Source organism: Bifidobacterium pseudolongum subsp. globosum (assembly GCF_000741295.1).
In the GTDB taxonomy this organism is placed as follows: Bacteria; Actinomycetota; Actinomycetes; order Actinomycetales; family Bifidobacteriaceae; genus Bifidobacterium; species Bifidobacterium globosum.
On sequence record NZ_JGZG01000005.1, the window covers coordinates 174,894 to 198,822 of the forward strand.

A 23,929-nucleotide genomic window follows, 5' to 3' on the forward strand; every position below is an offset into this window, starting at 1 on the left:
GAGCCTACGCGTACAGCGTTGAAGTCATGGCCGGATGGGCCCGTCCCCAGTACTATGGAGACGAGACCCATCCGGCTTTTTCATGGAAATCGGGGTGCGATGGACGAACAGGAGAACCTGGCGCAGTTGAACGACCGCCTGCAGGCGAAGAACCACGCGTTGGCGCAGGCGTTGACGCGCGCGGGTGAAGAGCTCGCCAAAGCCAAGGCGCAACTCGAACAGTTCGTCCAGCCACCGCTCACCTTCGCAGCGATGCTGCGGTTGGACCGCTGTTCGACCGATTCGCATGGCGTGCAGCACGCATGTGCCGAAGTGCTCCACGGCAACCGCCGCGTGGTGCTGCCGGTGGCCCCCACCGTCAACGCCACCCGGCTTGCGCCCGGCATGACGCTGCTCGTCAACGAGAACATGGTCATCACCGGCACGGCGGCGGCCGACCGCTGCGGCGTGGTGCGCCAAGTTGACGAACTGCTCGACGACGGCCGCCTCATCGTCTCTGACGCTTCGGGCGCCCGCACGGTCGTTGAGCGCGCGCAGGACCTGCGACACGCGCGCATCAGCGGCGCCGACCGCGTGATGCTTGACACGTCAGCGCGATTCGCGGTGCAGGTGCTGCCACGCGAACACACCGACAGCCTCGTGCTTGAAGAGACGCCTGACGTCACCTTTCACGACATCGGCGGGCTCGACGAGCAGATCGCCACGATCAAAGACGCGGTGGAACTGCCGTTCACGCACCGCGACCTGTTCGCGCGTTTCGCGTTGAAACCGCCGAAAGGTGTGCTGTTGTACGGTCCGCCCGGCAACGGCAAGACATTGATCGCGAAGGCCGTGGCGCACTCGCTGGCTCAGGGCGCCGGCGGCAGTGGTGTGTTCCTTTCGGTCAAAGGCCCCGAACTGCTCAACAAATACGTGGGCGAATCCGAACGGCTGATCCGCCTCATCTTCGACCGCGCGCGCGAGCGGGCGCGCGATGGACGCCCGGTGATCGTGTTCATCGACGAGATGGACGCGTTGCTGCGCACCCGCGGTTCCGGTGTCTCCTCGGACGTGGAGACGACGATTGTGCCGCAGTTCCTCGCGGAACTCGACGGCGTGGAGCAGCTTGACAACGTGATCGTGATCGGCGCCTCGAACCGCATCGACATGATCGACCCGGCGGTGCTGCGCCCGGGCCGGCTCGACGTGAAGATCAAGGTCGACCGTCCTGGCCCCGAACAGGCACGCCGGATCGTGGCCCATTACATCACTGATGCGCTGCCGCTCGCCCCCTCCACGAGCGCCGCGCGGCTCGTCGACGCGCTCGTCGATGATGTCGCCTCGCCGCGCCGTGCGCTCGCCCGTGTGCGCGACGAGCATGGCGACTGGAGCACGCTGCTGCTCGCCGATGTGATGTCGGGCGCGATGCTCAAGAACATCGTCGACCGCGCCAAGACGAAGGCGGTCAAGGAGTCGGTGCGCCAAGGGCACGATGTGCCGATCGATGCGGCGCTCGTGCGCGAAGCGGTCGACGAGGAATGCGATTCGGCGCGTGCCACGCTTGCCGAGGTCAATCTCGAGCAGTGGGTGCGCACCAACGGCTTCGACGCGCGGCGCATCACCGACCTGCGCGCGCTGCCGGCGCAGGCGGTGGATGAGGCAGAAGGCACCTACGGAATGGAGCAGGCATGAGTGTACGGCGCATCATGGGCACGGAGACCGAGTACGCGGTCAGCGGCGCGCAGGGCGGCAACCCGGTGCAGTGGTCGTTCGACGTGGTGGCCGGGGCATCCAGCCCGCGCACACGGCACATCCGCTGGGACTACCGGCAGGAGGATCCGGTCAATGACATGCGCGGCATGCGCCTCGACCGTGCGAGCGCGCGCGCCGACATGCTCACGGACGAACCGCAGCCGCATGTGACGAATGTGATCGCGCCGAACGGCGGCCGCATCTACGTCGACCACGCGCACCCCGAATATTCGGCGCCCGAAACGGACGACCCGTTCACAGCGGTCATTTACGACACGGCGGGCGATGTGCTGATGGAGCAAGCCGCGCGGCAGGCGGGCGGCCTGCAGCTGCACCGCAACAACGTGGACGGCAAGGGCGCGAGCTGGGGCACGCACGAAAACTACATGCTGAGTCGGTCAGTGCCGTTCGGGCAGATGGCCGCGCTGATGACCGCGCATCTGGTGACGCGGCAGATCTACACCGGTTCGGGGCGCGTGGGCATCGGCGAGCGCAGTGAGACGGCCGGCTACCAGTTGAGCCAACGCGCCGATTATGTGCATATGAAGGTGGCGTTGCAGACCACATTCGACAGGCCCATCATCAACACGCGCGACGAACCGCACGCCGATGCGGGCCGGTTCCGGCGTCTGCATGTGATCGTCGGCGACGCGAACCGCATGGATGTGCCGCGCGTGCTCAAACTCGGCACGACGAGCATGCTGCTGTGGGTGTGCGAGCACGCCGAGGAGGCGGGCATTGACTTGACGGGCGAACTGGAGGCGCTGACGTTCGTGGACCCGGTGGATGCGATGCACCGCGTCTCGCACGACCTGACCTTGGCGCAGCCGCTGCCGATGGCCGGCGGCGGCGCGATGACCGCGTGGCAGGTGCAGGTGGCGCTGCAGACGCTCGCCTATGAGACGGCCGCGGCCGTGTACGGCACCGACACACGTGGCGAGCCGGTGTGGCCCGATCGCTCCACACGGTCGGTGATGGCCATGTGGAAGCAGGCGCTGCTCGATGTGGCGCGGATCAGGCATGCCGATGGAAGCGAACGTTTGCAGCTTGAGGCTGAGGGTTCGCGCATCGAATGGCTATGCAAATGGCAGATCATCGAACGCCTGCGCCTGCGGCTGCACCCCAACGAATCGTTCGACGAGAGCCTGCATGACGCGCGGCTCGCCTCAGTCGACCTGCGGTGGGCGAGCTTGGACCCGCAGACCTCGATCTTCGACCGGCTGCGCGGGCGCACCGAGCGCACGTGCACCGACGACGATGTGCGTGAGGCGTGCAATGAGCCGCCGGCGGACACGCGCGCGTGGCTGCGCGGCATGGTGGTGGACCGCTATCCGGAGCAGGTCCGTGCCGTGTCGTGGACGCGCATCACCACAACCGACGACCCCGAAGGGCGGCAGTGGACGCTCGATATGAGCGATCCGCGCGACTATACCCGAACGCAATGCGCCGATGCCGTGGCACAGGCACCCAACGCGTGGCAGCTCATCGCCGCGCTGTGTCAACAGGGTGCGGCATGATTGCAAACGTTGTCTCAATAATGGGAGCCGGGTCTCGGTTCCGTGTGCAAACCGGTATAGTGGTGCCCGATGTGGCGATGTCCCCAGTGACCGCGATGCATCGCTGCGCGTGTGCGCATACCAGATCAGAAAACGGGAGGCTGCGATGACGCAGGGATTACGCGATCTCGCCATGCAAGCCGCTGCCATTGCGCAGGACGCCGGCGAACATGCGCTCACCGACCAGGTGACGCCGAAGGACCTGTCGTCGTTGTATTCGGTGACACGCGACTATTCGCGTGGGCTGACCGTTGACACCCAATTGGCGCAGTTCATATACAACCGACTCACCTACATCGACGCCTTCCAAGGCAGATGGAGCGACCGGCCGGAACACGGCGCGGCCGGTGACCGCTACTGGTGCATCGGCGGCATCGACGGCGTGATCAACTACACGCGCAACATGGCCGAATGGGCGATCACGATATCGCTTTTCGAATTCAACGAGCACGATGTGGCGCAACCGATTCTGGGCATTGTGCATGCGCCCGCCCTGAACCTCACCTACATCGCGGCGCGCGGCGAGGGCGCCATCCGCATCCGGCGCACGCCGTTGGGCGACAAGCGCGAGAAGATCATGCCCTCGACCACGCCGCACCTCGAAGGATCGGTCGTCAGTTTCGGCATGTCGTTCAAATCCAACGAATCCAAATACGCGCTTGACGTGGTGGCCGACATCGCGGGCAAGCCAGCCGACATCAAACGCATCGGCCCGGTCTCGCTCGACCTGTGCAAGGTGGCCGACGGCACCTATGACGCCTACTTCGAGCCGTTCTTGCACCAATGGGATGTCCCCGCGGTATCCGCGGGCGCCGTGGTGCTGTGGGAGGCCCAGGGGCAGTTGAGCACGTGGTCTGGCAATCTGGTGCATTGGCGCAGCGAAAACGATGTGGTCGCATCGAACGGCCTGATCATCGACGACCTGCGTCCATATCTGATGCGTGAATTGGAACAGGAAACCAGCGGGACGAACGCGTGAGCGTCGGCACGCGACCATCACGAAAGCGAACAGCAATGCCTCAGGAACACACCAGTGCACAGGAATCCGCCCAGCACCACGAGCACGATGAAACCACCCAGCGGGTGGCCCCGGACACCAACATGGACAGTCTGGACGCGGTGCTCGACGACATCGAATCGGTGCTGGAAAGCAACGCCGAAGCGTATGTGAACGGGTTCGTGCAGAAAGGCGGCGAGTGATGCCCCAGCTGCATGACAGCCGCAGCCGCCACTCCACGCCAACGCAGCCATCGGCCACAACCGGTGGCTGCGACCGTATTTTCGGGCTCGAAACCGAATATGGGTTGAGCGTGAGCGGCGCCAGCCGCCCTTTGGACATCAGCCAGGTGGCCATGACGATGTTCCAGCCGGTCGTGCAACGCGAACGCTCCACCAACACGTACCTCGACAACGGATCGCGCCTCTACCTCGACGTCGGTTCGCACCCCGAGTACGCCACCGCGGAGGCACGCACGCCGTTCGATGCGATGCTCGCCGACGCCGCCGGCGAATCGCTCATGCGCACGATGGCGCTCGAGACGCAGGCCCGTCTACGCGCGCAGGCGGGGGAGCGCGCCACGATTCACCTGTTCAAGAACAACGCCGACAGCGCCGGCCACTCCTACGGCTGCCATGAGAACTATCTGGTGCGCCGATACGTCGACCTGCGCGCGATCCAGACCCAGTTGTTGCCGTTTCTCATCACACGGCAGATCTACACCGGCGCCGGCAGGTTCGACGGCGACCACTGGACGTACACGCAGCGCGCGCGGTTCGTGGACGAGACCGTGTCTTCGGCGACGACGCGTTCGCGCCCGATGATCAACACGCGCGACGAACCCCACGCCGACCCCGAATCATTCCGGCGCCTGCATGTGATCATCGGCGACTCGAACCGGTCGCAGTGGGCCACCATGGTCAAATGCGCGACGACGCACTTGGTGCTCGGCTCCATGGAGCACGCCGCGCGCACCGGCGTGCCCAGCGGCCTGGAATGCCTCGAGATGGCCGACCCCGTGCAGGCGAATCTCGAGGTCAACGAACACGGGCCGGACGCCATGATCGATCTGGCGGACGGCACGCGCATGAGCGCGCTCGAAATGCAACGCCTCGCATGGCGCGTCATCGAGCGGTTCGCGCACAGCCATGCGCACGAGCTCGACGCGTCGCTGCAAGGCGATCCGGTGTGGACGCCGCACAGTGTGCTCGACGCATGGCGGTGGGTGCTTGACCGGCTGGAGGCGCACGACATCGACGCGCTCGCGCAGGTCGTGGATTGGGCATGCAAACGCCGGTTCTTTGCACGGCTGGAGGAGCGTGGGCCGGTCGGCCCGATGCGCATTGCGCAGCTCGACCTAGACTACCATGACGTGGCCAATGGCACGCTGTACGAGGCGATGGTGCGCCATGGGCTCATGCGCGTGTATGCGGACCCGCAACAGGTGGCGCACGCGGTGCACACGCCGCCCGAGCGCACGCGCGCGGTGCTGCGCGGGCGCTTCGTGCAGCGCGCGCAGCAGGCCGGCGTGCGGCATGTGTGCGATTGGACGCAGGTGCAGGTGCTGGAGCCGGAGAAACGCACTGCACAGATGCTCGACCCCTTCGACAGCGAAGGCACGCCGGAATACCACGCTCTGATGGCGTCGCTTGCGTAACGCGGCGCCATCATGGCACAAAAAAGACCCTGACCGTCGGTGGTCAGGGTCCGTACGCAAGATGCGTGGGTTCGCCTAGGCGAACATCGTCACTCGGTGACGGCCTTCTTGAGCAGGGAGCCAGCGGAGATACGCACGCCGTAGGTGGCCGGAATCTCGATGGTCTCGCCGGTGCGCGGGTTGCGGCCGGTGCGGGCGGCGCGCTTGACACGCTCAGCGGAGAACAGGCCGGTCAGCTTCAGGCCTTCGCCGGACTTCATGGCCTCGACGAACACATCCTGGAATGCGTTGACGGCGGCCTCAGCCTGAGCCTTGGTCAGGTGGGACTTCTGAGCGATCTTGGTGACGAGATCAGACTTGTTGTATGCCATGTGAGCATCCTTCTTGGTTCAGGGGCCGCCCTATTGCTCGGTCGGCCACAGGTTCAGTTATGAATCTTAGCGCATAAATGTGGTGAAACCCGCAGTTTCCTAGGGTTTTACGAACTTTTTTCGCGTTTGGCCTCTTTTTGCGGGCCAATCGGAGCCAAATCAGATCAGATTATGCCGGTCGAGCCACTTCATGGCAAGCGCACCAATGGGTATGCGCAGCCAGTAGAACGCGATGCGGTAGACGAGCGTGGCCGAGATCGCGATCGTGGACGGCACGCCGACGGCGGTGAACGCCACCGAAAGCGCCGCCTCCACCGCGCCCAGGCCGCCGGGGGTCGGCACCGCCGAACCGAGCGTGTTGGCCAGCAGGAAGATGAAGGTCGTCTCGATTGGGTTGGTGTGGTAGCCGAACGCAAGCAGCGCCGCCCAGAATCCGAAGCCCGTGGCCAGGTTGAGTAGCAGACCGCCGGCGGCGCAGATGGCCACTTCCTTGGGCTGCGTGAGCGTCTCGAGCAGGCTGCGGGCATATGCCTTGGCGATTGGCAGGTATTTGTCGGTCACCTTTTTGCGCACCGGCGGGATCGCCATGGCCACCGAGACGATCAGCGCCACGCCGGCTACCACGAAGATGAGCATGTTCGTGGGGATCATGCCCGAAAGCGTGCTGCGCCCGTTGACGATGCCGATCACGAGCAGCAGCACGACGGTCACCGCCGCCTGCACCGCCCATACGGCGCTCATGATCGCCGTCGCCACGGTGCTGCGGTAGCCGCTTTTGCGCAGGAACTGGAGGTTCACGAACGCGGGGCCGATGCCGGCGGGCATCGACACGGCCGTGAATCCGGCGGCCATCTGTGAACACAGCAGTCCGAGCGAATTGCGTCGGTCCGCGTTCATGAAGCCGCCGAGCGAGACCGCGGACCCCACCCAGGCCAGGAAGCTGAAGCCCATGACCAGCAGCATCATCCAGATGTTCGCGTCGCGGGCCGCCTTGATCATCTCGTTCGGCTTCATCTGCGTGAGCACCACGCCGACGGCGATCACGAGCAGGGTGATCGCGAAGAACGAGCGCGCGTTGAAGCGCGAGAGCGTGACCTGCTCAAGCGATTCCGAGACCTCTTCTGGGGCGAGGGCGCTCATCGTCTTGCGCAGCTGTTCGAGCAGTGTCTTGTCCCACCCGGGCAGTGCGCGCGTGGCGGCCGGCACCGCGGCCTTCTGCACGAACGGGATGAGGTTGATGAGCGTGGCGTCGCCCCACGCCTCGCGCGCCGCGGCCACCGTGCGTTCGACGCCGAACACCGTGGCGAACAGCGAGAGCAACTCCACTTTGTCGAGCGCCACGTTCGTGGATCCGCTTGCGTAATCGCCGTTCTGCCAGCCGCACAGGAACAATGTCCCGTCGTCGAGGCGTGCCAGGGCGTTCTGCGTGATGTTGCGGTGGGTGAAGCCACGGCGGTGCGCGGTATTGATGTAGCGCATCAGATGGCGCATGTCGGCGTCGGTCATCCCCTGCACGTCGCACGGCGTGGCCTTCGGGGACTCATGCAGCACGAGCACCGAGGATTCGCTGGAGTCGGCGACACCGTAGGGGCGCAGGGTGGTGAGCCCCAGATCGTGCACGCCCAGCATCATCGCGTAATGGTGGTGGTTCGCGCTGATCGCGGAACGGTCGTGGCGCACCGCCACGCCGCTCAGGCGGATGAGCTGCCAGATCTGGTTGAGATAGCCGGCGAAATGCCGTTGGTTGTCGAGCACCGAGACCACGTATGGGGTGCCGTCTTCGTCACGCAGTTCGTAGATGCGGGAATTCTCCACCATGTCGTCTTCGAGTGTGGCGTACAGCACATGGTCGGTGGCTTCGTCAAGGTGGCGGCGGCGCAGTTCGCGCGGGTGCAACCCAATCGACTGCAGTGCGTGCACGACCTGCATGCCCCAGATGCCGGTGCTTTGCGTGCCAATCGCGAAGCGCGCGCACAGGCCGACAACACGGCCGATGCAGATCGAGACGATGACGCCGGTCACGGAGTTCCACGAGCTGATGATGAGAAGCACGGCGCCGATGATCAAGATGTTCCAGCCCCATTTGATCGAGGAGCGTGTGCGGCGCGGGCCGGCCGTCGTGAGGAACGCGGCTATGGCCGCATAGAAATCCGGCAGGAGCCACGGGCCTGATTCGGTGCCGGCGGATTGCACGGAACTGATGAGCATGGGGCTGCCGTATTGGCTGATCAACGCCGAGGCGCCCCACACCGCCGCGAAGCCAAGGAGGAGGGAACCCACGGAACAGGCTGATTGCAGCCATTCACGGTTCACAATGAGCTGAATGAGCACCATGCCGACCACGATGAGCACGACGAGTTGCTGCAGCAACGACGCTGGAAGGTCAAGCAGCCATTCCACGGCCTTCGCGGCTGTGTGCGCATCCGATTCCACGCCGGTTGTGATGCCTCGCAGATACAGGGCGAACACGAGCACGAGCGCACCGGCGAGCAGCGCGAACGCGGCATGGAGCAGGTCGGCGGTCACATGCGTGCGTTTCGGGGCGTTGTCTGCGATCAGGACATCGGATGCCGTGCCGGGCGCCGCGCCTTGGGCTGTGGGCTGTGTGGCATCTGGATTCGCCACGGGTCTACTCATCTGGTTCCTTTGATATACGTCCAATCGGTGGCTGGCGGTGGTCGCCGGCCGTGCCTCTTCATTCTAAGTGACGAACCGCCAACAAAGAACGCGGGCCGGCCCCGCCCTCCCCACACGTCGGTGAGGGGGAGTAGGGCCGGCCCGCGTTCAGGCCGGTGTGCGTCAGCGGTCGAAGTCCACGAGCTGTGCCGCGACACCCACATAGGTGGCGGGGGTCAGCGTCTTGAGCCGTGCCGCGGTCTCGCTGTCGAAGTCGAGGGAGTCGATGAACCGCTCCACGTCCTCTTGCGCGATCTGGTGGCCGCGCATGAGCTCCTTGACCTTCTCGTACGGGCGCTCCATGCCGGGGCGTCCGGCGAGCTCGCTCGCGCGCATTGCGGTCTGGATGGGCTCGCCAAGCACCTCCCAGTTCTCATCGAGCTCGCGCTCCATGACTTGCGTGTTCGGATGGATCGACTTGAGGCCGCCGAGCAGGTTGTTCAGGGCGAGCACCGAATAGCCGAGCGCGGAACCGATGTTGCGCTGCGTTGTGGAATCGGTCAGATCGCGCTGCCAACGGGATTCGACGAGCGTGGCCGCGAGCGTGTCGAGCAGCGAGCAGGAGATCTCGAGGTTCGCCTCGGCGTTCTCGAAGCGGATTGGGTTGACCTTGTGCGGCATCGTCGACGAGCCGGTGGCGCCCTTGACCGGCACCTGCGCGAACACGCCGCGCGAGATGTACATCCACGTGTCCACGCACAGGTTGTGCATAATGCGGTTCGCATGGCTGATCGTGCCGTAGAGCTCGGCCTGCCAGTCATGCGATTCGATCTGCGTCGTCAGCGGATTCCACGTGAGGCCCATGCGGTCCTCGACGAAGACGCGCGAGACCTCGACCCAATCCACGCCGTCGACGGCGGCCAGATGCGCGCCGAACGTGCCGGTGGCGCCGTTGATCTTGCCCAAGTACTGCTGGGTGCGTACATGCGCGATCTGGCGGCGCAGGCGGTACACGTACACGGCGAGCTCCTTGCCGAGCGTGGTGGGGGTGGCCGGCTGGCCGTGCGTCAGCGACAGCAGCGGCATGTCGCGGTATTCGTCGGCGCGGGCGGCGAGCAGGTCCACGATCGCGTCGATGCCGGGTAGCCACACGTGCTCGATGGCGTTCTTGACGCAGCGCGCGGTCGACAGGTTGTTGATGTCCTCGCTCGTGCAGGCGAAGTGCACGAGGGTCTTGAGGTCGGTCAGCTGCGTGGGGCTCCCGAGCACGTCGGCGGCGGCGTCGAGCTGGTCGTCGATGTAGTATTCCACGGCCTTCACGTCGTGGTGCGTCACCGCTTCATGCGCCGCGTGGCGTGCGATGCCTTCGGCGCCGAACTCCTCGGGGATGGAGCGCAGGAACGCCTGCTCCTGCTCGGTGAGCGGCTTGACGCCCGGCACGATCGGCTGCCAGTCATTGCCGGCGTAGCCGTTGGCGAGCATGATCATCCATTCGACTTCGACGCGCATGCGCTCGCGGTTGAGCGCGGGCTCGCTCAGGTATTCGACGAGCGGGGCGGTCTGGCTGCGGTATCGGCCATCGAGCGGGGTGAGGGCGATGGCGGGGGAGATATCGGTTAGATTCATAGCTCCTCACCCTACTAAACACCGTAAACGCCGCGCGTGCGCCGTCTCACAGTCGGAAACGGCGCACGCCTCAATCCTCGCCCGGCGTGTGGTGCGCCATGCGGCCCTGCCAATAGGTGGTGCCCACGTAGTCGCCCGCTATCGTCCCGCGGAAGTGGTCGTTGTGCTGTTGGACGGCCGGTGACCCCAGATCCAGCGCATGCCCCAAGGCGGCCTCGTGGTATTTCAGGTCATGGGTCAGCCGGTACGGCCCGTCGCTGTCGTCGATGACCCTGCCGGTGCACAGGCCGTCACTGTCGCCGTCGGTCACGGTGCCGCGGATCGTGACCCAGTGGTCGTTCGCCGGATTGGAGGCGCCGTCGAGCGCCGCCACCAGTTCGTCATCCATCTCCACGCTCGTGACCCAGGTGTTTGAGCTGATCGGATGGTTGGCGATCGGGGAACCGGCCGTGACCACATGCTCGATGCGGTAGGTGTCGGCGTAATCCGAGGCGAGCGCGGCGGCCACGATGCCGCCTTGTGAATGTCCGATCAACGCCACGGAATCCTCGGGCTGCACCCCCGCCTGTTGCATGGCCTGCACCACAAGGCGCGCGCTGTCGGCATCGCGCCGCTGGGCGGCGCTGGCGCTCATCAGTTCGGCGTTCTGGATCCAACCGAACGGCGAATCCTTCTGGCCGTCGGTGCCGGGGATCGTCACGAGCCACGCCTGCGAACCGTCTTGCCTGCGGTATTGCGAGATGGCGATCGTGCCGTAGGCGAGCCCGTCGTCGCCGGCGCCGTTGGCCTGTCCGAGTCTGCGCAGGTCGTGCAGCGCATCCTGGATGCCGCTTGCCCCGCCCACGGCCATGTCGGCGCTGTCCACTTGCCGCATGCGCAACGACGTGCCTTGCACCATGCCGCCCACATGGCTCAGGAACGGTGAGGCCACGGCCGCCGTGTCGTTGATCGACTGCCCCGGAAGGTCGGTGAGGGACGCCAGGCGTCCACCCGGCCCGCTGCATGCGGCGCCGATGCCGGAGACGACGCCCTCATGCGCCCACGCGGTGGCTTTGGACGAATAGGCCCAATTGAACGATCCCTCGGTGGCCCAGCCATAGATGCCTCCGGCCACCGCAAGCGTGCCGACAGCGATGCCGGTGGCCACGGGGTGGTGCACCGCGAACGCGCGCACCGCCCGGTTGACGATGCGTGTGTTGCGCATTTCCGCTTCGGCGTAGAGGCTGTGGGCGCGCGCCACCAGATCGGCGAGCTGCGTGCATTCGTCAGCGAGGACACGGCACCGCCGAGCCATCACATCGCTCGCGTCGCGCGCCGCGTCGATGCGTGCACGCTGATCGGTGTGCACGGGCACGGACGGTTCGGCGGTCTGCATGGCGGCGGGGCACCAGACGAGGCGTTCTCGTTGTGCCGCAAGCGTGCAGGCGGCCTGCGTCCAGCGGCTTGCCGACGACGCCATCGCTGCGCTTTGCGCGTTGAGGGCGCTGTGCAGGCGCTGGTATTCCGCCTGATCGGCCACGGTGACGGCGCCGCCGTATATCGAGGAGCGAACCTGACGGGTCATGGCAACCCTGCTTTCAGCATGGCGCCCGTCGTGGCGCAGCAATCCAGATGGCCCGCGATTGTGGTGTCGAACTGCCGCATGCGCGCATGGAACATGTCGGCGGCCTTGCCGCTCCATGTGAGCCGCCGGCTCGATGCACTCACGCGGGCAAGGTCGTCCAGTGCGCCCGTCGTGGCGGTGGCCGCCGTGTGCATGGTTTGCGCGCATTCGGCCACGATGCCGGTGCAGATGCAGGATTGGCGGGCGAAGGGGGCCTGCGGCTGCAGGCCGCCACCGAGGGGGAATGATGTGAATGTGCATAGGGGGCGTGTGGCGTGGGGATGGGCGCCGTACGCCCGCCAGGGAACCGTTGTGTGAATCATGCGTCCATTGAACGCGTGCCGTCGCCGTGGCGCCAGTCGGACGGGCCGATGTGGTCGGACGGCCGAGGCGTCCCCGTCATGTGGATGGGCGCCTGTGTGGATGCATGCATGATGCATCCACACAGGCGCCCATCCGGCAGTCGCCGGTCCACATGCCGCGTGCGGCGGGCTCACCACGGTTTGGCGTCGCCACCGCTCGTGTCGGTGCCGCTGTGGCGCTCGCCGTCGTGTTGCACGGCCTGGTCCTGGGATTCCTGTGTCTGCTCGTTGTTGCGCAGCATCTGCTCGATCTGTTCGCGTTGCTCGTCGGTCAGCGCAGGCTCGCCGCCTTGGCTGTTCGTGGTCGAATCGCCGGTCGTGGCCTGTGGCGTGCTTTGGGTTGTGGCGTCCACCTGCTGTTGCAGGCGTTCGGTCAATGCGCCGCTCACCTGGCTGTTGTGTGCGATCGCGGTGCGGACCGACGGCAGCAGCAGCATGGGGGCCTGCTGCGCTTCGGCCAGCTGCGCGTCGGTCTGCTGTTGTTGGGCGAGCAGCTGTTTGATGTCGCTGTCCGCGGCTGCGGCGTCGCGCAGCGTGGCCGTCAGCGTCGCGGTCGCCTGGTTGTACAGGCCGGCCGCCCGCAGGTTCCATCCGGCGAGCCCGGCGCAGGCCAGCAACGCCACCGCGCACACGCCGAGCACGATGCGCACAGCGCGCGTGCGCCGTGGTTGTGGTTGCGATGTCATTGCAGCAGCCTCCTCGATTGCATGTGCCAGGCCGCGAACTCCCATGCCGCCACGGCGAGCAGCACGATGGCGAACGGCCACGTGATGGGCGAGATGCGCGTGCGTTGCTTTTCCGTGGTGTTTTGCCGCCACGAGTTCGCTTCGCCGGTGATCTGCTGCTGGACCACGGTGCCACCGGATGCGGTGAGTAATGCGGTGCCGCTGAGTTCGTCGGCGAGCGACGTGATCTGCGCTTCGTCCATGATCGACACGCCCGGCTGGCCGGTCGACGGGTCGGTGACCCAGACGCCGGCCTCAGTCATGCCGTCCGCATGCACCTGCGGCACCCGTCCGCCGGCCGTGGACCCCACGCCGATCACGCATGCGTCGTTGATGTAGCGGCGCAATGACGAGAACGTGCGGCGTGCCTTCGGTGTGGTCTGCTCGCCGTCGGTGATCAGGTACAGCACAATCGTGTCGTCGGGGTGGGCGTCGCGCACTGATTTGAGTGTCAGCAGCAGTGTGTCGATCGCGGCGTCCGGCGACGAGCCGGCAGACGTGTCGGTGGGCTCCACACGCAGCGAATCCGCCCAGTTGTCGATCGCACGCGCGTCCGGTGTCAACGGCACATCCTGCGTGCCCGAGGCGCCGAACGAGACCGCGGCGAAGCTCGAATGCGCATAAGCGGCCGTGATGTCGTCGATCGCCGCCTTCGCCGCGTCCAGACGGCTGATCTGCGTGCGGTCGCCATACGTGGCATCGGCCACGCCCATCGAACCGGTCACGTCGGCCGCGATCACGACGTCGGTCGTGCTCACCGCGCGGCTCGTGGTCGTCGTCGCGATGCTCGGCGTGAGCGCGAGCACCGCGACAAGCACACACATGACACAGCGGCGCACGCATGCGGCCACGGTCTCGTCGGTGCCTTGCGCGCGCCGGCGCACATGGCACACGACGACGAGCGCCGCACACACGAGCATCGCCGCGGCCAGCGCCGAACCGGCGACCCATCCCAAGGCGGGCGCCAAGGTGAATCCGCTCATCGCCTCAACCTCCAAGCAACAATCAGCCAACCGGCGAGCAGCACGGCGATGGCGAGCGTCCACCAGCCCGGTGCATCCGTCCAATCGGCTTGGCTCGCCTCATCGACCGCGCTGATCTGCCGCCGGTCGATCGCGCGCACCAGATCCGCCACGGAGTCGCCGTCGGACTGCAGCAGGAACGTGCCGTGATGCTGTTCGATGAGGGTGCGCATCTGTTCGGTGGCCTCATCATGGTCGCTCTGCGAGGGGCCTGAAAACAGGCCGTCCACGGTGATGCCGGCCTTGCTCGTCAGGTCGAGCGCCTGCGCGAGCGTATAGGTCTGCGTGCCTGAAACCACGTTGTCGGTGGCCAGCACAATCGACGCGTCGCGCAACTGGTCGGCCTGCGTGCCGCCGTAGGTGAACCCCGGCAGCATGGCGGCGCAGCTGACAAGTCCATCGCCGATGAGCGACGTGGCGTTCTTGCGGTTCTGCGTGCCGGCGAGCCAGTCGGAGACCTGCTGGTACTGCTGGGCGCTCATCTTGTCGATGTCGTCCTGCGTCTCCACGCCCCGCAACAGGTCATCGGCGTGCTCAAGCTGCCGTGCGGCCATCGTGTAATCGTCGGTCAGTGGGAACACGGTGCGCGACGTCGAGTTGAAGATGCTCAGGCCGATGCGCTCGCCCTTGAAATGCGAGATCAGCGTGCGGTAGGTGGCGATCACCTGTTGGTCGTAGGGCAGGGTGGACCCTGAGACGTCGAGGCACAGCACGATGTCGCGGTTCGCGCTGTGCTCGTCTTCGGCCGCCACGCGCGCCGGGCGGCCCACAAGCGCCGCCATCGTGATCAGTGCAAGCACGGCGAGCACTGCGGCCGCACGGTTCCACCGCCGCCATAGCCGCAGCATGCGCGCGCCTTCGTCGGTCCTGAGGTCATCATCGATGTCGAAGACGGTGGCCTGGGGCAGCGCGCCCTGTCGGTGTGCGTCGAGCGCGCGCACCACGAGCCCGATGAGCGCGCAGGCCGCCACCGCGATCAGAATGGCCCATGGCCATCGCCAATGCAGCATGTCAGCGCCACCTTTCCATGAAATCCCCGACCCAGCCGGCCGCGGTGTGCACGCTGGCGTCGCGCGCTTCGGCGTTCGTCGCGGCGTCGGCGAACTCAGGCGGGTACAGCGCCGCGATCGTCAGACGCAAGGCGTCCCAGTTCGCCGCCGTGCCACCCGTAGGGCGCCGTTCGAGTTCGCGCAGTGTGCTCGTCGAAAGCGCGCGACCGCTGTGCACGGCGGCGAACTCGCGTGTCAACGCGGCAAGGTGCGCGTAGGCCTCATCGGCTGTGACCGCACCGGCGTCGTATTGACGCACCACATCGTCCACGCGCGCGAGCCACTGTTGCGTGGATCCGGCCTGCGCGTGTGCGCCCGCCGAAACGGCGGGCGCACGGCGGGCGCGGCGCCGGCCATACAACGTCATCGCCATGGCACACGCGGCCGCCGCGGCCACGGCCACGGCGAGCACTGTCCACAGCATGGGCATATCGCCGAGCGCGGCGGACGGGTGCAGGTCGGAGACATCAAGCGCAATCGCGTTCACGCGCGCTCCTTTCCTTGGCGCGCCGGCGTGCGCAACATGGTGGGGGCGCCCGGCGCGCCGAAACGACTGAGTGAGACCAGACGCACGAAACCCGCGAACATGCGCGCGCTCGACGACGCGTGCATGAGCCGCGCGCCGCATCGGGCGAGCTCCTGCGTGAGGCTCGTGACCTCGAACGCGCGGTGGCGTTCGGTCTCCTGGGCGAGCGCCGCGTTGCGCAACAGCGCCGGCACGCGCCTGCCACTCGTGCCGTCCACGACGTGCGCGCGCGGCACTCCGTCGAGCGGTTGCGCGGCGAACGGATTGACCGTGCCCACATCGATCACGACGAGCGGATGCGTGCGCGCGATGCGCCGGATGAGCGGCAGATGGACGCGGGTGAGCGCCTGCTCGCAGCTCGCGATGACCACGAGCGCGTCACGGTCGCGCAGATGCACGGCGTAATCGAGCAGCGCGTCGAGATTGCGCGTGTGGTCCCATGCGCGGTCGAGCGCTCCGTCGAGCGTGCGCTCGAACTGCGCGAGGCCGCCATGGAACGGCACGCGGGTGATGCTCGCGGCGTCGCCGAGCACAAGCGAGACGTCGTCGCTGCGGCGCAGGCTGAGCGCGGCGAACATGCACAGCGCGTTGGCCGCGACCGCATAGGCCGTCTCGCCCGAGGGGCAGCTTGCCGTCATCTCGCGGCCGGCGTCCATGAGCAGATACACGCGGCCCGAGGCGAGACGCTCGCGCTGCACTACCATGGCGCGGCCGGAGCGCGCGCTGATCTTCCAGTCGATTGCGCGCGCCTCGTCACCGGGCTCATACGGCCGGATGTCGAGCAGGTCGTCGTTGCCGCCGCGCCGGTTCGACCGGTGCTCGCCTTCCAGCACACCCAACGCCTTGGCCACGGTGGGCAGCGACATGGAGGTGCCGAGCGCCTCGATCTTGCGCCGGACGTGGTCTGCCGTGTGCGCGCGGTCGATCATGGGACGGGGACCGCCTTGACGATCGAGTCGATCACCTGGTCGCACGTGACGCCGTCGGCGAGCGCCTCGAACGTGAGCAGGATGCGGTGGCGCAGCACTTCGTGCACATATTGTTTGATGTCTTCGGGCACCACGTAGTTGCGGCCGGCCATGAGCGCGGCGGTCTGCCCGATGCGCACAAGCGCGATCGACGCGCGCGGAGAGGCGCCGAGGCGCACGAGCGACGACAGGCCCTGCACGGGCTTGCTGCCGGCGCCGCGCGAGGTTTCGGACAGGTCCACCGCGTACTTCATGATCGCGTCGGACACATGCACCTGGCGTGCGGCACGGCACAGGAAGTCCATGTCCTGGATGCCGATGACGTCGTGGGTCAGCGCCGTGGGATCGATTGTGTCCGATCCGCGGCGGGTGAGCAGCGCGAGCATGGCGACTTCCTGCTCGGCCGTGGGGTAGGTCATGACGGCTTTCATCATGAAACGGTCCATCTGCGCTTCGGGCAGGTTGAACGTGCCCTCTTCCTCGATGGGGTTCTGGGTGGCGATCACCATGAACGGCTTCGGCAGCGGGATGCGCTGGCCGCCGATTGTGGTGGCGCCTTCGGCCATGGCCTCGAGCATCGCCGATTGGGTCTTGGCGTTGGAACGGTTGATCTCGTCGAGCAGCACGAAGTTGGCGTGGATCGGGCCGATCTGCGTGGTGAAGCGCTGCGTGGAGAAGTCGAAGACCTGTGTGCCCACCAGGTCGGACGGCATGAGGTCCGGTGTGCACTGCACACGCTTGAACGACCCGGAGACGGCGGTGGCCAAGGTCTGGGCCGCGGTCGTCTTGGCGAGGCCCGGCACGGATTCGATGAGGATGTGGCCGCCGGCCACCATCGTGGTGATGAGGGATTCGCGCAGGTTCTCCTGGCCCACGAGCGTCTGGGAGAAGCGGTTGCGGATCCGGGCCACGAGCTGCTGGGCGCGGGCCGTGTCGTCGGCGCCCAACGCGGTGGCGGGAGTGGTTGCCGTGGGCGGCGGGGCCATGGGCTGCGGTGCTGGTGGTTGATGGAATAGGGCCATGGAATGCGCTCCATCGGTAGGTCGGATGTTATATCGTGTCGTCATTGTAGCGGCAATGGTTGAGCGTGAGGCCGCCACGGGGGTTTATAGGCTCCAGTCGATCGGGGTGGCGCCCATGCGCTCGAGGGCCTCGTTGGCCCGCGAGAACGGGCGGGACCCGAAGAACCCGCGCGAGGCGGAAAGCGGGCTGGGATGAGGTGAGGTGATGATCGTGGCGTTCGTCAGCAGTGGGGCGAGCGATTGGGCTTTACGCCCCCAGAGAATGGCCACGAGCGGCAGCGGGCGGCCTTGTGCGTCCTTGCGGTCGTTCAACGCGCGGATCGCCGCGTCGGTGATCTGCTCCCATCCTTTGTTCTCATGGCTGTTGGGCCGTCCGGCCTCCACGGTCAGGCACCTGTTGAGCAGCATCACCCCTTGCCTCGTCCATGGGGTCAGGTCGCCGCTCGTCGGCGGCGGCACATGCAGGTCGCTTTGCAGCTCCTTGTATATGTTGATGAGGCTCTTGGGCAACGGCTTGACGCCCGGCGCCACCGAGAAGCTCAATCCGACCGGGTGCCCGGGCGTGGGGTAGGGGTCCTGCCCCACGATCAGCACCTTGACGGAGTCGAATGGGATGGTGAAGGCGCGCAGGATGTTGCCGCTCGCCGGCAGGATGCGCTTGCCCTGCGCCTGCTGTTGTCGGATGAAATCGCCCATCGCGTGAATCTGGGGCTCGACACCTGCCAGTGCATGCGCCCAGCCCGGGTCGATCAGCTCGCTGAGGGGTTTGGTATGTGCAGTGCTCATGGTTCCACTGTAGCGGGCGGCCCGCAGATGGCCCGCCGTTTCGTGCCCGTTGGTATAGTGGTGGGAGCCCATCGTCTGTTCGGTTAGGAATGGTTGTGCGGGCGTGTACTGGTTGCATGTATAGCGGAAGGATTTTCCATGGCTCGTAAGGACACTGAACAGTACCAGTCCTATGAGAAGGACGCCTTTGACAATCCCCCCGAGGGCCCCGTTGGCGTGCACCGCGGCAATCGGCCGATGATCGTGCGCGTCACCCCGTTCATCATCGTGCTTGTGGCCGCCGTGGCCGCGGGCGTGCTGTTCTGGAGCATCTTCTCGGGTGAGGCGGCGAACATGTTCAACCGCCGCTCCGAACAGACGCAGACGACGGCGCAGACCTCGCAGGGCTCATCCTCCTCGTCGGCGGACGAGAGCGCGTCGGGCACCGCCTCGCAGGGCTCATCCTCCTCGTCGGCGGACGAGAGCGCGTCGGGCACCGCCTCGCAGTCGTCGCAAAGCGCCACGGCGGGCGAGTCGACGTCGGCTGAGGGGACGCCGAGCCAGACGCCTTCCGAAAGCGAATCCGCGCAGAGCACTCCAGAGGAGTCGCAGCAGGTCAACACGAACGCGCAGATCACGGTGATTAACGGCACGGGCGTGTCCGGCTACGCGAACGACCGTGCGGGCGTGCTGCAGAACCAGGGATTCACCAATGTGAGCGCGGCCAACCCTGACGCGACGACCGTGCTGCCCGCGCAGACCGTGGTGTATTACCAGAACGAGGCCGATCTGGCGACCGCGCAGCAGGTGGCCAACGCCTTGGGTATCGCCACCGTGGAACAATCCACGTCGATCGGCACACCGATCCAGGTTGTACTGATGCAGTGAGCGCGCCACAGCTACCCATATGTCGCCGCCCGGTTGTTCACCGGGCGGTTTTTGTATATTTCAGGTTAAAATGACTAGCGAGGAGGCGCGAATCCGCACTGAACCATCTCAAATGACAGATTTCGAGCGTTTCACGGGCATACACGCGGTAGAATGACCTGCGGCCGCCCAATATGGACGCCTGTGATTGGGGAAGTTTTGAGATCATGGTGATCCGGGGGACGACATGATTGCAATACATAAGAAGGAAAACAGGCAGATGGCACAAGGAACAGTCAAGTTCTTCAGCGCCGGCAGGGGGTATGGTTTCATCAACCCTGCACAGGGTGGTGAGGATGTCTTCGTCCATTATTCGGTGATTCAGGCCGATGGATTCAGGACGTTGAAGGAGGGTGACCGTGTGGAGTACAGCGTCGTCGAGACGCCCAAGGGGTATCAGGCGAAAGACGTTGTTGTGCTGAACTGACGGTGGGTGCGCGCATCGCGCGCCGAACGTAAATGCCCGGAAGCCGCTTTGCGGTATTCCGGGCATTTACGTCTCTTGCCGAGAGCGCAAATTCCTGCATGTCGAGTTGGCACTCGAGCATCGAGAGTGCTACTCTGCCGTAGTAGCACTCGGACCGTGGGAGTGATACCCGAAAGCTGACGGTCGGATAGCACGCCGCGTCCCGAGTGGTGTCGTACAACATCAATCCCATAGTGGAGGAACAATGGCAAAGATCATTGAATATGATGAGGAAGCACGTCAGGGCATGCTGGCGGGTCTCGACAAGCTCGCCGATACCGTCAAGGTGACGCTGGGACCGAAGGGCCGCAACGTGGTGCTCGACAAGACCTATGGTGCGCCGACCATCACCAACGATGGTGTGTCGATCGCCAAGGAAATCGATCTTGAAGACCCGTTCGAGCGCATCGGCGCTGAGCTCGTCAAGGAAGTCGCCAAGAAGACCGACGATGTGGCCGGCGATGGCACCACCACCGCGACCGTGCTGGCCCAGTCCCTTGTGCACGAAGGCCTCAAGAATGTTGTGGCCGGTTCGAACCCGATCGCGCTGCGCCGTGGCATCGAGAAGGCCTCCGACGCGATCGTCAAGGAACTCGTGGCCTCTGCCAAGCCGGTGGAGACCAAGGAGCAGATCGCCGCGACCGCGACGATCTCCGCAGCCGATCCCGAGGTCGGCGAGAAGATCGCCGAGGCGCTCGACAAGGTCGGCCAGGATGGTGTGGTGACCGTCGAGGACAACAACCGCTTCGGTCTGGACCTTGAGTTCACCGAGGGCATGCGCTTCGACAAGGGCTACATCTCCCCGTACTTCGTGACCAACGTCGACGACCAGACCGCCGTGCTCGACGACCCGTACATCCTGCTCACGAGCGGCAAGGTCTCTTCGCAGCAGGACGTGGTCCACATCGCCGAGCTCGTGATGAAGACCGGCAAGCCGCTGCTGATCATCGCCGAGGACGTGGATGGCGAAGCGCTGCCGACCCTGATCCTCAACAACATCCGTGGCACGTTCAAGTCCTGCGCCGTCAAGGCCCCGGGCTTCGGCGACCGCCGCAAGGCGATGCTGCAGGACATGGCGATCCTGACCGGCGGTCAGGTGGTCTCCGAGGAGATCGGCCTCAAGCTCGACTCGATCGACCTGTCCGTGTTCGGCACCGCCAAGAAGGTCATCGTCTCCAAGGATGAGACGACGATCGTCTCCGGTGGCGGCTCGAAGGAAGACGTCGAGGCCCGCGTGGCCCAGATTCGCGCCGAGATCGAGAACACCGACTCCGATTACGACCGCGAGAAGCTGCAGGAGCGTCTCGCCAAGCTCGCCGGTGGTGTGGCCGTCATCAAGGTGGGCGCCGCGACCGAGGTCGAGGCCAAGGAGCGCAAGCACCGCATCGAAGACGCGGTGCGCAACGCCAAGGCTGCCATCGAAGAAGGCCTTGTGCCTGGCGGTGGTGTGGCGCTCGTGCAGGCCGCCGCCAAGGCGGAGAAGGACGTCAACCTCGAGGGCGACGAGGCCACTGGTGCCGCGATCGTCTTCGGTGGCATCGAAGCCCCGCTCAAGCAGATCGCCAACAACGCCGGTCTCTCGGGCGATGTGGTACTCGACAAGGTGCTCTCGCTGCCTGAGGGCGAAGGCTTCAACGCAGCCACCGACACTTACGAGAACCTCATGGCCGCCGGTGTGACCGACCCGGTGAAGGTGACCCGTTCCGCCCTGCAGAACGCCGCGTCCATCGCCGGCCTGTTCCTGACGACTGAGGCTGTTGTGGCCAACAAGCCGGAACCGGCTCCGGCCGCTTCGGCCGCGCCTGACATGGGCTACTGATAGAACTATGTCATAGCGGCGCCAACGGCATTGCCGTCGCGCTGCGGTGAATCAGCAGCCGAGGGCCCCATCCGCATACCGCGGGTGGGGCCCTCGCCATATGTGGGCTCACCCTGCGCTGAACAGGCGCGCCGCCTGCGATTCCGCATCGGCGTAGACGCTCGAGGCCTGGGTGAGGGCCTGCTGGATGGATTCAAGGGATTGCTCCATCTGCTGCTGCGCCGCCCGCCATTGCGCGGCGAGCGCGTTGAACTGCGTGGCGGCGCCGCCACGCCACGCGTCCTGCAGCGCATTGAGGTTGCCGTACATCTGGTCGACCGATTGGCGGATCGCCGTGATCGACGTGCACACCGCGGCGCTCGAGGCTTGGATACGTTCCGAATCCACTTGGTACTGTGGCATGATGGTTCCTCCTTGGGTGGTGTATTCAGTTGTCTGCTAATACCTGCCGGCCGGGCATGACGGCCGGTACTGTGGAATCTATGACATCTCAATGTGCAAGCAAAGCCGGTTCCGCCCCTGTGGTCGGATGCCCGGGTTATCCACAATCGTCCCGACCGGTTGCTCGTGCCGTCGGCATGCTCATGCTCGTCATCGCCATGGCGTTGACCGGCGTCATCGCCACGCCGTCCTATGCGGACGAGGCCGCGCCCTCGCAGACCGCCACGGCCACGACGCCAAGCACCGAGGACGTGGCGGCCAACATCGTCGACACCCAGAACCTGCTGGGGGACAACCTTGGCGCGGTCACGGACGCCATCAAAGAGACCTATGAACGCACCGGTGTGACGGTGCGCCTGATCTACGTCAATTCGTTCAACACCGACAAGCAGCCCGACGCATGGGCGGCGCAGACCCTCAAGTCGCTCGACCCGCCGCCGAACACCGTGCTTTTGGCCGTCGCATCGAACGACGGCAACCTGGCGGTTGTGGTTTCGCCGGATTCCGCCGAATGGCTGTGCAACCACAAAACGGTGGACAAGCTTTCCGAGGCGGCCTCGGCGCCGCTCACGGATGATGCGGACGCCAACGGGCCGAATTGGGCGAAGTCGGCGATCGACATGATGCAGGCCATCCAGACCGCGAAAAGCACGTCCACCTCATCGACCGCGGCCTCGGTCGGCACCATCGTCATGATCGGCGCCGTGGCCGTGCTGCTGATCGGCGCCGTGGCGGTGATCGTGGTGCGTCGCCGTCGTGAGACCGAGCGTGACGCCGAACGCGCCGTCGAGGACGAGGACGCGCAGGATGATGACGCCCGCAAGGGCACCGCAAAGACCGCCCCGGCCTTGGACGCCGATCCGGCCTCCGGGGGCGCTTCCGCCGTCGCGGACGAGCATTAGTTTTCAGCTGACGTTCAGGAAACGTCCAGAGTTCGTCGTCATCATATGCAGTATGAGCAACGAAACATCCATCGTCGTCGTCGACGACGAACCGTCCATCCGTGAACTGCTTGTGGCCTCGCTCCACTTCGCAGGATACGAAGTGGAGACCGCCGCGTCCGGATCCGAGGCGATCGAGGTCATCGAGAAGACCCAGCCCGACCTGATCATCCTCGACGTCATGCTGCCGGACATCGACGGATTCACCGTCACACGCCGCATCCGCCAGGAAGGCATCGACGCGCCGGTACTCTTCCTCACGGCGCGCGACGACACCCAAGACAAGGTCATGGGCCTGACCGTCGGCGGCGACGACTATGTGACCAAGCCGTTCAGCCTCGAGGAAGTGGTCGCGCGCATCCGCGCGATTCTGCGCCGCACGCGCGAACAGGAGCAGGACGACCCAATCATCCGCGTCGGCGACCTCGAGATCAACGAGGATTCGCACGACGTGACGCGCGCCGGCAAGCCGATCGACCTGAGCCCCACCGAATACAAGCTGTTGCGCTACCTCATGGACAACAAGGGCCGCGTGCTGTCGAAGGCGCAGATCCTCGACCATGTGTGGCAATACGACTGGGGAGGCGACGCCGCCATCGTCGAATCGTATATCTCGTATCTGCGCAAGAAGGTCGACGACCTCGAGGTGGAGGACGAGGACGGCGCGACGCACAAGGTGCAGCCGTTGATCGAGACGAAACGTGGCATCGGCTACATGATCAGGGTGCCGAAGAACTGA

The 23,929-nt window shown here is 65.7% G+C and carries 23 protein-coding genes; 10 read left to right on the plus strand and 13 right to left on the minus strand.

Annotated features, from left to right (window positions below):
- Positions 1-99 precede the first annotated feature (99 nt).
- The 5 genes from arc to BPSG_RS02955 all read left to right on the plus strand — a co-directional run bounded on the left by arc (position 100) and on the right by BPSG_RS02955 (position 5,941).
- Positions 100-1,671, plus strand: a complete 1,572-nt coding sequence (arc, locus tag BPSG_RS02935) for a proteasome ATPase (RefSeq protein WP_051591963.1) — start codon at positions 100-102, stop codon at positions 1,669-1,671.
- Positions 1,668-3,248, plus strand: a complete 1,581-nt coding sequence (gene dop, locus BPSG_RS02940) for a depupylase/deamidase Dop (RefSeq protein WP_026643367.1) — start codon at positions 1,668-1,670, stop codon at positions 3,246-3,248. The genes arc and dop overlap by 4 nt, the downstream gene beginning before the upstream one ends.
- Positions 3,249-3,393: 145 nt before the next feature.
- Positions 3,394-4,266: an inositol monophosphatase family protein gene (locus BPSG_RS02945; RefSeq protein WP_051591962.1), complete on the plus strand. Its 873-nt coding sequence runs from the start codon at positions 3,394-3,396 to the stop codon at positions 4,264-4,266.
- A gap of 35 nt (positions 4,267-4,301) precedes the next feature.
- Complete coding sequence (locus BPSG_RS02950; RefSeq protein WP_026643366.1) at positions 4,302-4,487, plus strand: ubiquitin-like protein Pup; 186 nt, start codon at positions 4,302-4,304, stop codon at positions 4,485-4,487.
- Positions 4,487-5,941 carry a proteasome accessory factor PafA2 family protein gene (locus BPSG_RS02955; RefSeq protein ID WP_026643365.1) on the plus strand — a complete coding sequence of 485 codons (1,455 nt, stop codon included), beginning with the start codon at positions 4,487-4,489 and terminating at the stop codon, positions 5,939-5,941. Before BPSG_RS02950 ends, BPSG_RS02955 begins: the two co-directional genes overlap by 1 nt.
- 89 nt (positions 5,942-6,030) lie before the next feature.
- Here the strand turns inward: BPSG_RS02955 and BPSG_RS02960 are convergent, their stop codons facing one another.
- From BPSG_RS02960 to BPSG_RS03015, 12 genes are all read right to left on the minus strand, one after another.
- Complete coding sequence (locus tag BPSG_RS02960; protein WP_022857750.1) at positions 6,031-6,312, minus strand: HU family DNA-binding protein; 282 nt, start codon at positions 6,310-6,312, stop codon at positions 6,031-6,033.
- Between the two features lie 159 nt (positions 6,313-6,471).
- On the minus strand, positions 6,472-8,949 hold the full coding sequence (locus BPSG_RS02965) for a lysylphosphatidylglycerol synthase transmembrane domain-containing protein (protein WP_051591961.1): 2,478 nt from the start codon (positions 8,947-8,949) through the stop codon (positions 6,472-6,474).
- 162 nt (positions 8,950-9,111) lie between these two features.
- Positions 9,112-10,554 carry an adenylosuccinate lyase gene (purB, locus tag BPSG_RS02970; RefSeq protein ID WP_026643363.1) on the minus strand — a complete coding sequence of 481 codons (1,443 nt, stop codon included), beginning with the start codon at positions 10,552-10,554 and terminating at the stop codon, positions 9,112-9,114.
- 70 nt (positions 10,555-10,624) lie between these two features.
- The gene (locus BPSG_RS02975) at positions 10,625-12,118 is read right to left on the minus strand and encodes a PGAP1-like alpha/beta domain-containing protein (protein ID WP_026643362.1); all 1,494 of its coding nucleotides are present in this window, start codon (positions 12,116-12,118) and stop codon (positions 10,625-10,627) included.
- Positions 12,115-12,480: a hypothetical protein gene (locus tag BPSG_RS08630; protein WP_026643361.1), complete on the minus strand. Its 366-nt coding sequence runs from the start codon at positions 12,478-12,480 to the stop codon at positions 12,115-12,117. Before BPSG_RS08630 ends, BPSG_RS02975 begins: the two co-directional genes overlap by 4 nt.
- A gap of 170 nt (positions 12,481-12,650) precedes the next feature.
- On the minus strand, positions 12,651-13,205 hold the full coding sequence (locus BPSG_RS02985; RefSeq protein WP_051591960.1) for a DUF6466 family protein: 555 nt from the start codon (positions 13,203-13,205) through the stop codon (positions 12,651-12,653).
- Complete coding sequence (locus tag BPSG_RS02990; RefSeq protein ID WP_026643360.1) at positions 13,202-14,227, minus strand: vWA domain-containing protein; 1,026 nt, start codon at positions 14,225-14,227, stop codon at positions 13,202-13,204. The genes BPSG_RS02985 and BPSG_RS02990 overlap by 4 nt, the downstream gene beginning before the upstream one ends.
- Positions 14,224-15,276, minus strand: a complete 1,053-nt coding sequence (locus BPSG_RS02995; RefSeq protein ID WP_026643359.1) for a VWA domain-containing protein — start codon at positions 15,274-15,276, stop codon at positions 14,224-14,226. Before BPSG_RS02995 ends, BPSG_RS02990 begins: the two co-directional genes overlap by 4 nt.
- A gap of 1 nt (position 15,277) precedes the next feature.
- A complete protein-coding gene (locus BPSG_RS03000; RefSeq protein ID WP_026643358.1) occupies positions 15,278-15,802 on the minus strand; it encodes a hypothetical protein in 525 nt (174 codons plus the stop codon).
- On the minus strand, positions 15,799-16,770 hold the full coding sequence (locus BPSG_RS03005; RefSeq protein WP_026643357.1) for a DUF58 domain-containing protein: 972 nt from the start codon (positions 16,768-16,770) through the stop codon (positions 15,799-15,801). The genes BPSG_RS03000 and BPSG_RS03005 overlap by 4 nt, the downstream gene beginning before the upstream one ends.
- Entirely contained in the window at positions 16,767-17,831 is a 1,065-nt protein-coding gene (locus BPSG_RS03010; protein WP_026643355.1) for an AAA family ATPase, read from the minus strand. The genes BPSG_RS03005 and BPSG_RS03010 overlap by 4 nt, the downstream gene beginning before the upstream one ends.
- Positions 17,832-17,915: 84 nt before the next feature.
- Entirely contained in the window at positions 17,916-18,617 is a 702-nt protein-coding gene (locus tag BPSG_RS03015) for a uracil-DNA glycosylase (RefSeq protein WP_026643354.1), read from the minus strand.
- A 138-nt stretch (positions 18,618-18,755) separates the two neighbouring features.
- Between BPSG_RS03015 and BPSG_RS03020 the strand changes: the two genes are divergently transcribed.
- The 3 genes from BPSG_RS03020 (at position 18,756) to groL (ending at position 21,808) form a co-directional block, all read left to right on the plus strand.
- Entirely contained in the window at positions 18,756-19,484 is a 729-nt protein-coding gene (locus BPSG_RS03020) for a LytR C-terminal domain-containing protein (protein WP_026643353.1), read from the plus strand.
- Positions 19,485-19,743: 259 nt separating this feature from the next.
- Positions 19,744-19,950: a cold-shock protein gene (locus BPSG_RS03025; RefSeq protein WP_026643352.1), complete on the plus strand. Its 207-nt coding sequence runs from the start codon at positions 19,744-19,746 to the stop codon at positions 19,948-19,950.
- 244 nt (positions 19,951-20,194) lie between these two features.
- Positions 20,195-21,808, plus strand: coding sequence for a chaperonin GroEL (gene groL / locus BPSG_RS03030; protein ID WP_026643351.1), 1,614 nt, complete (start codon positions 20,195-20,197; stop codon positions 21,806-21,808).
- A gap of 108 nt (positions 21,809-21,916) precedes the next feature.
- On the opposite strand, the gene BPSG_RS03035 is transcribed toward groL, so the two are convergent.
- Complete coding sequence (locus tag BPSG_RS03035) at positions 21,917-22,210, minus strand: WXG100 family type VII secretion target (protein WP_026643350.1); 294 nt, start codon at positions 22,208-22,210, stop codon at positions 21,917-21,919.
- An 80-nt stretch (positions 22,211-22,290) separates the two neighbouring features.
- On the opposite strand from BPSG_RS03035, the gene BPSG_RS03040 reads away from it, so the two are divergent.
- Positions 22,291-23,151 (plus strand): TPM domain-containing protein, encoded by an 861-nt coding sequence (locus BPSG_RS03040; protein ID WP_155266371.1) that lies wholly within the window; start codon positions 22,291-22,293, stop codon positions 23,149-23,151.
- Positions 23,152-23,203: 52 nt separating this feature from the next.
- Positions 23,204-23,929 carry a response regulator transcription factor gene (locus tag BPSG_RS03045; RefSeq protein WP_033502093.1) on the plus strand — a complete coding sequence of 242 codons (726 nt, stop codon included), beginning with the start codon at positions 23,204-23,206 and terminating at the stop codon, positions 23,927-23,929.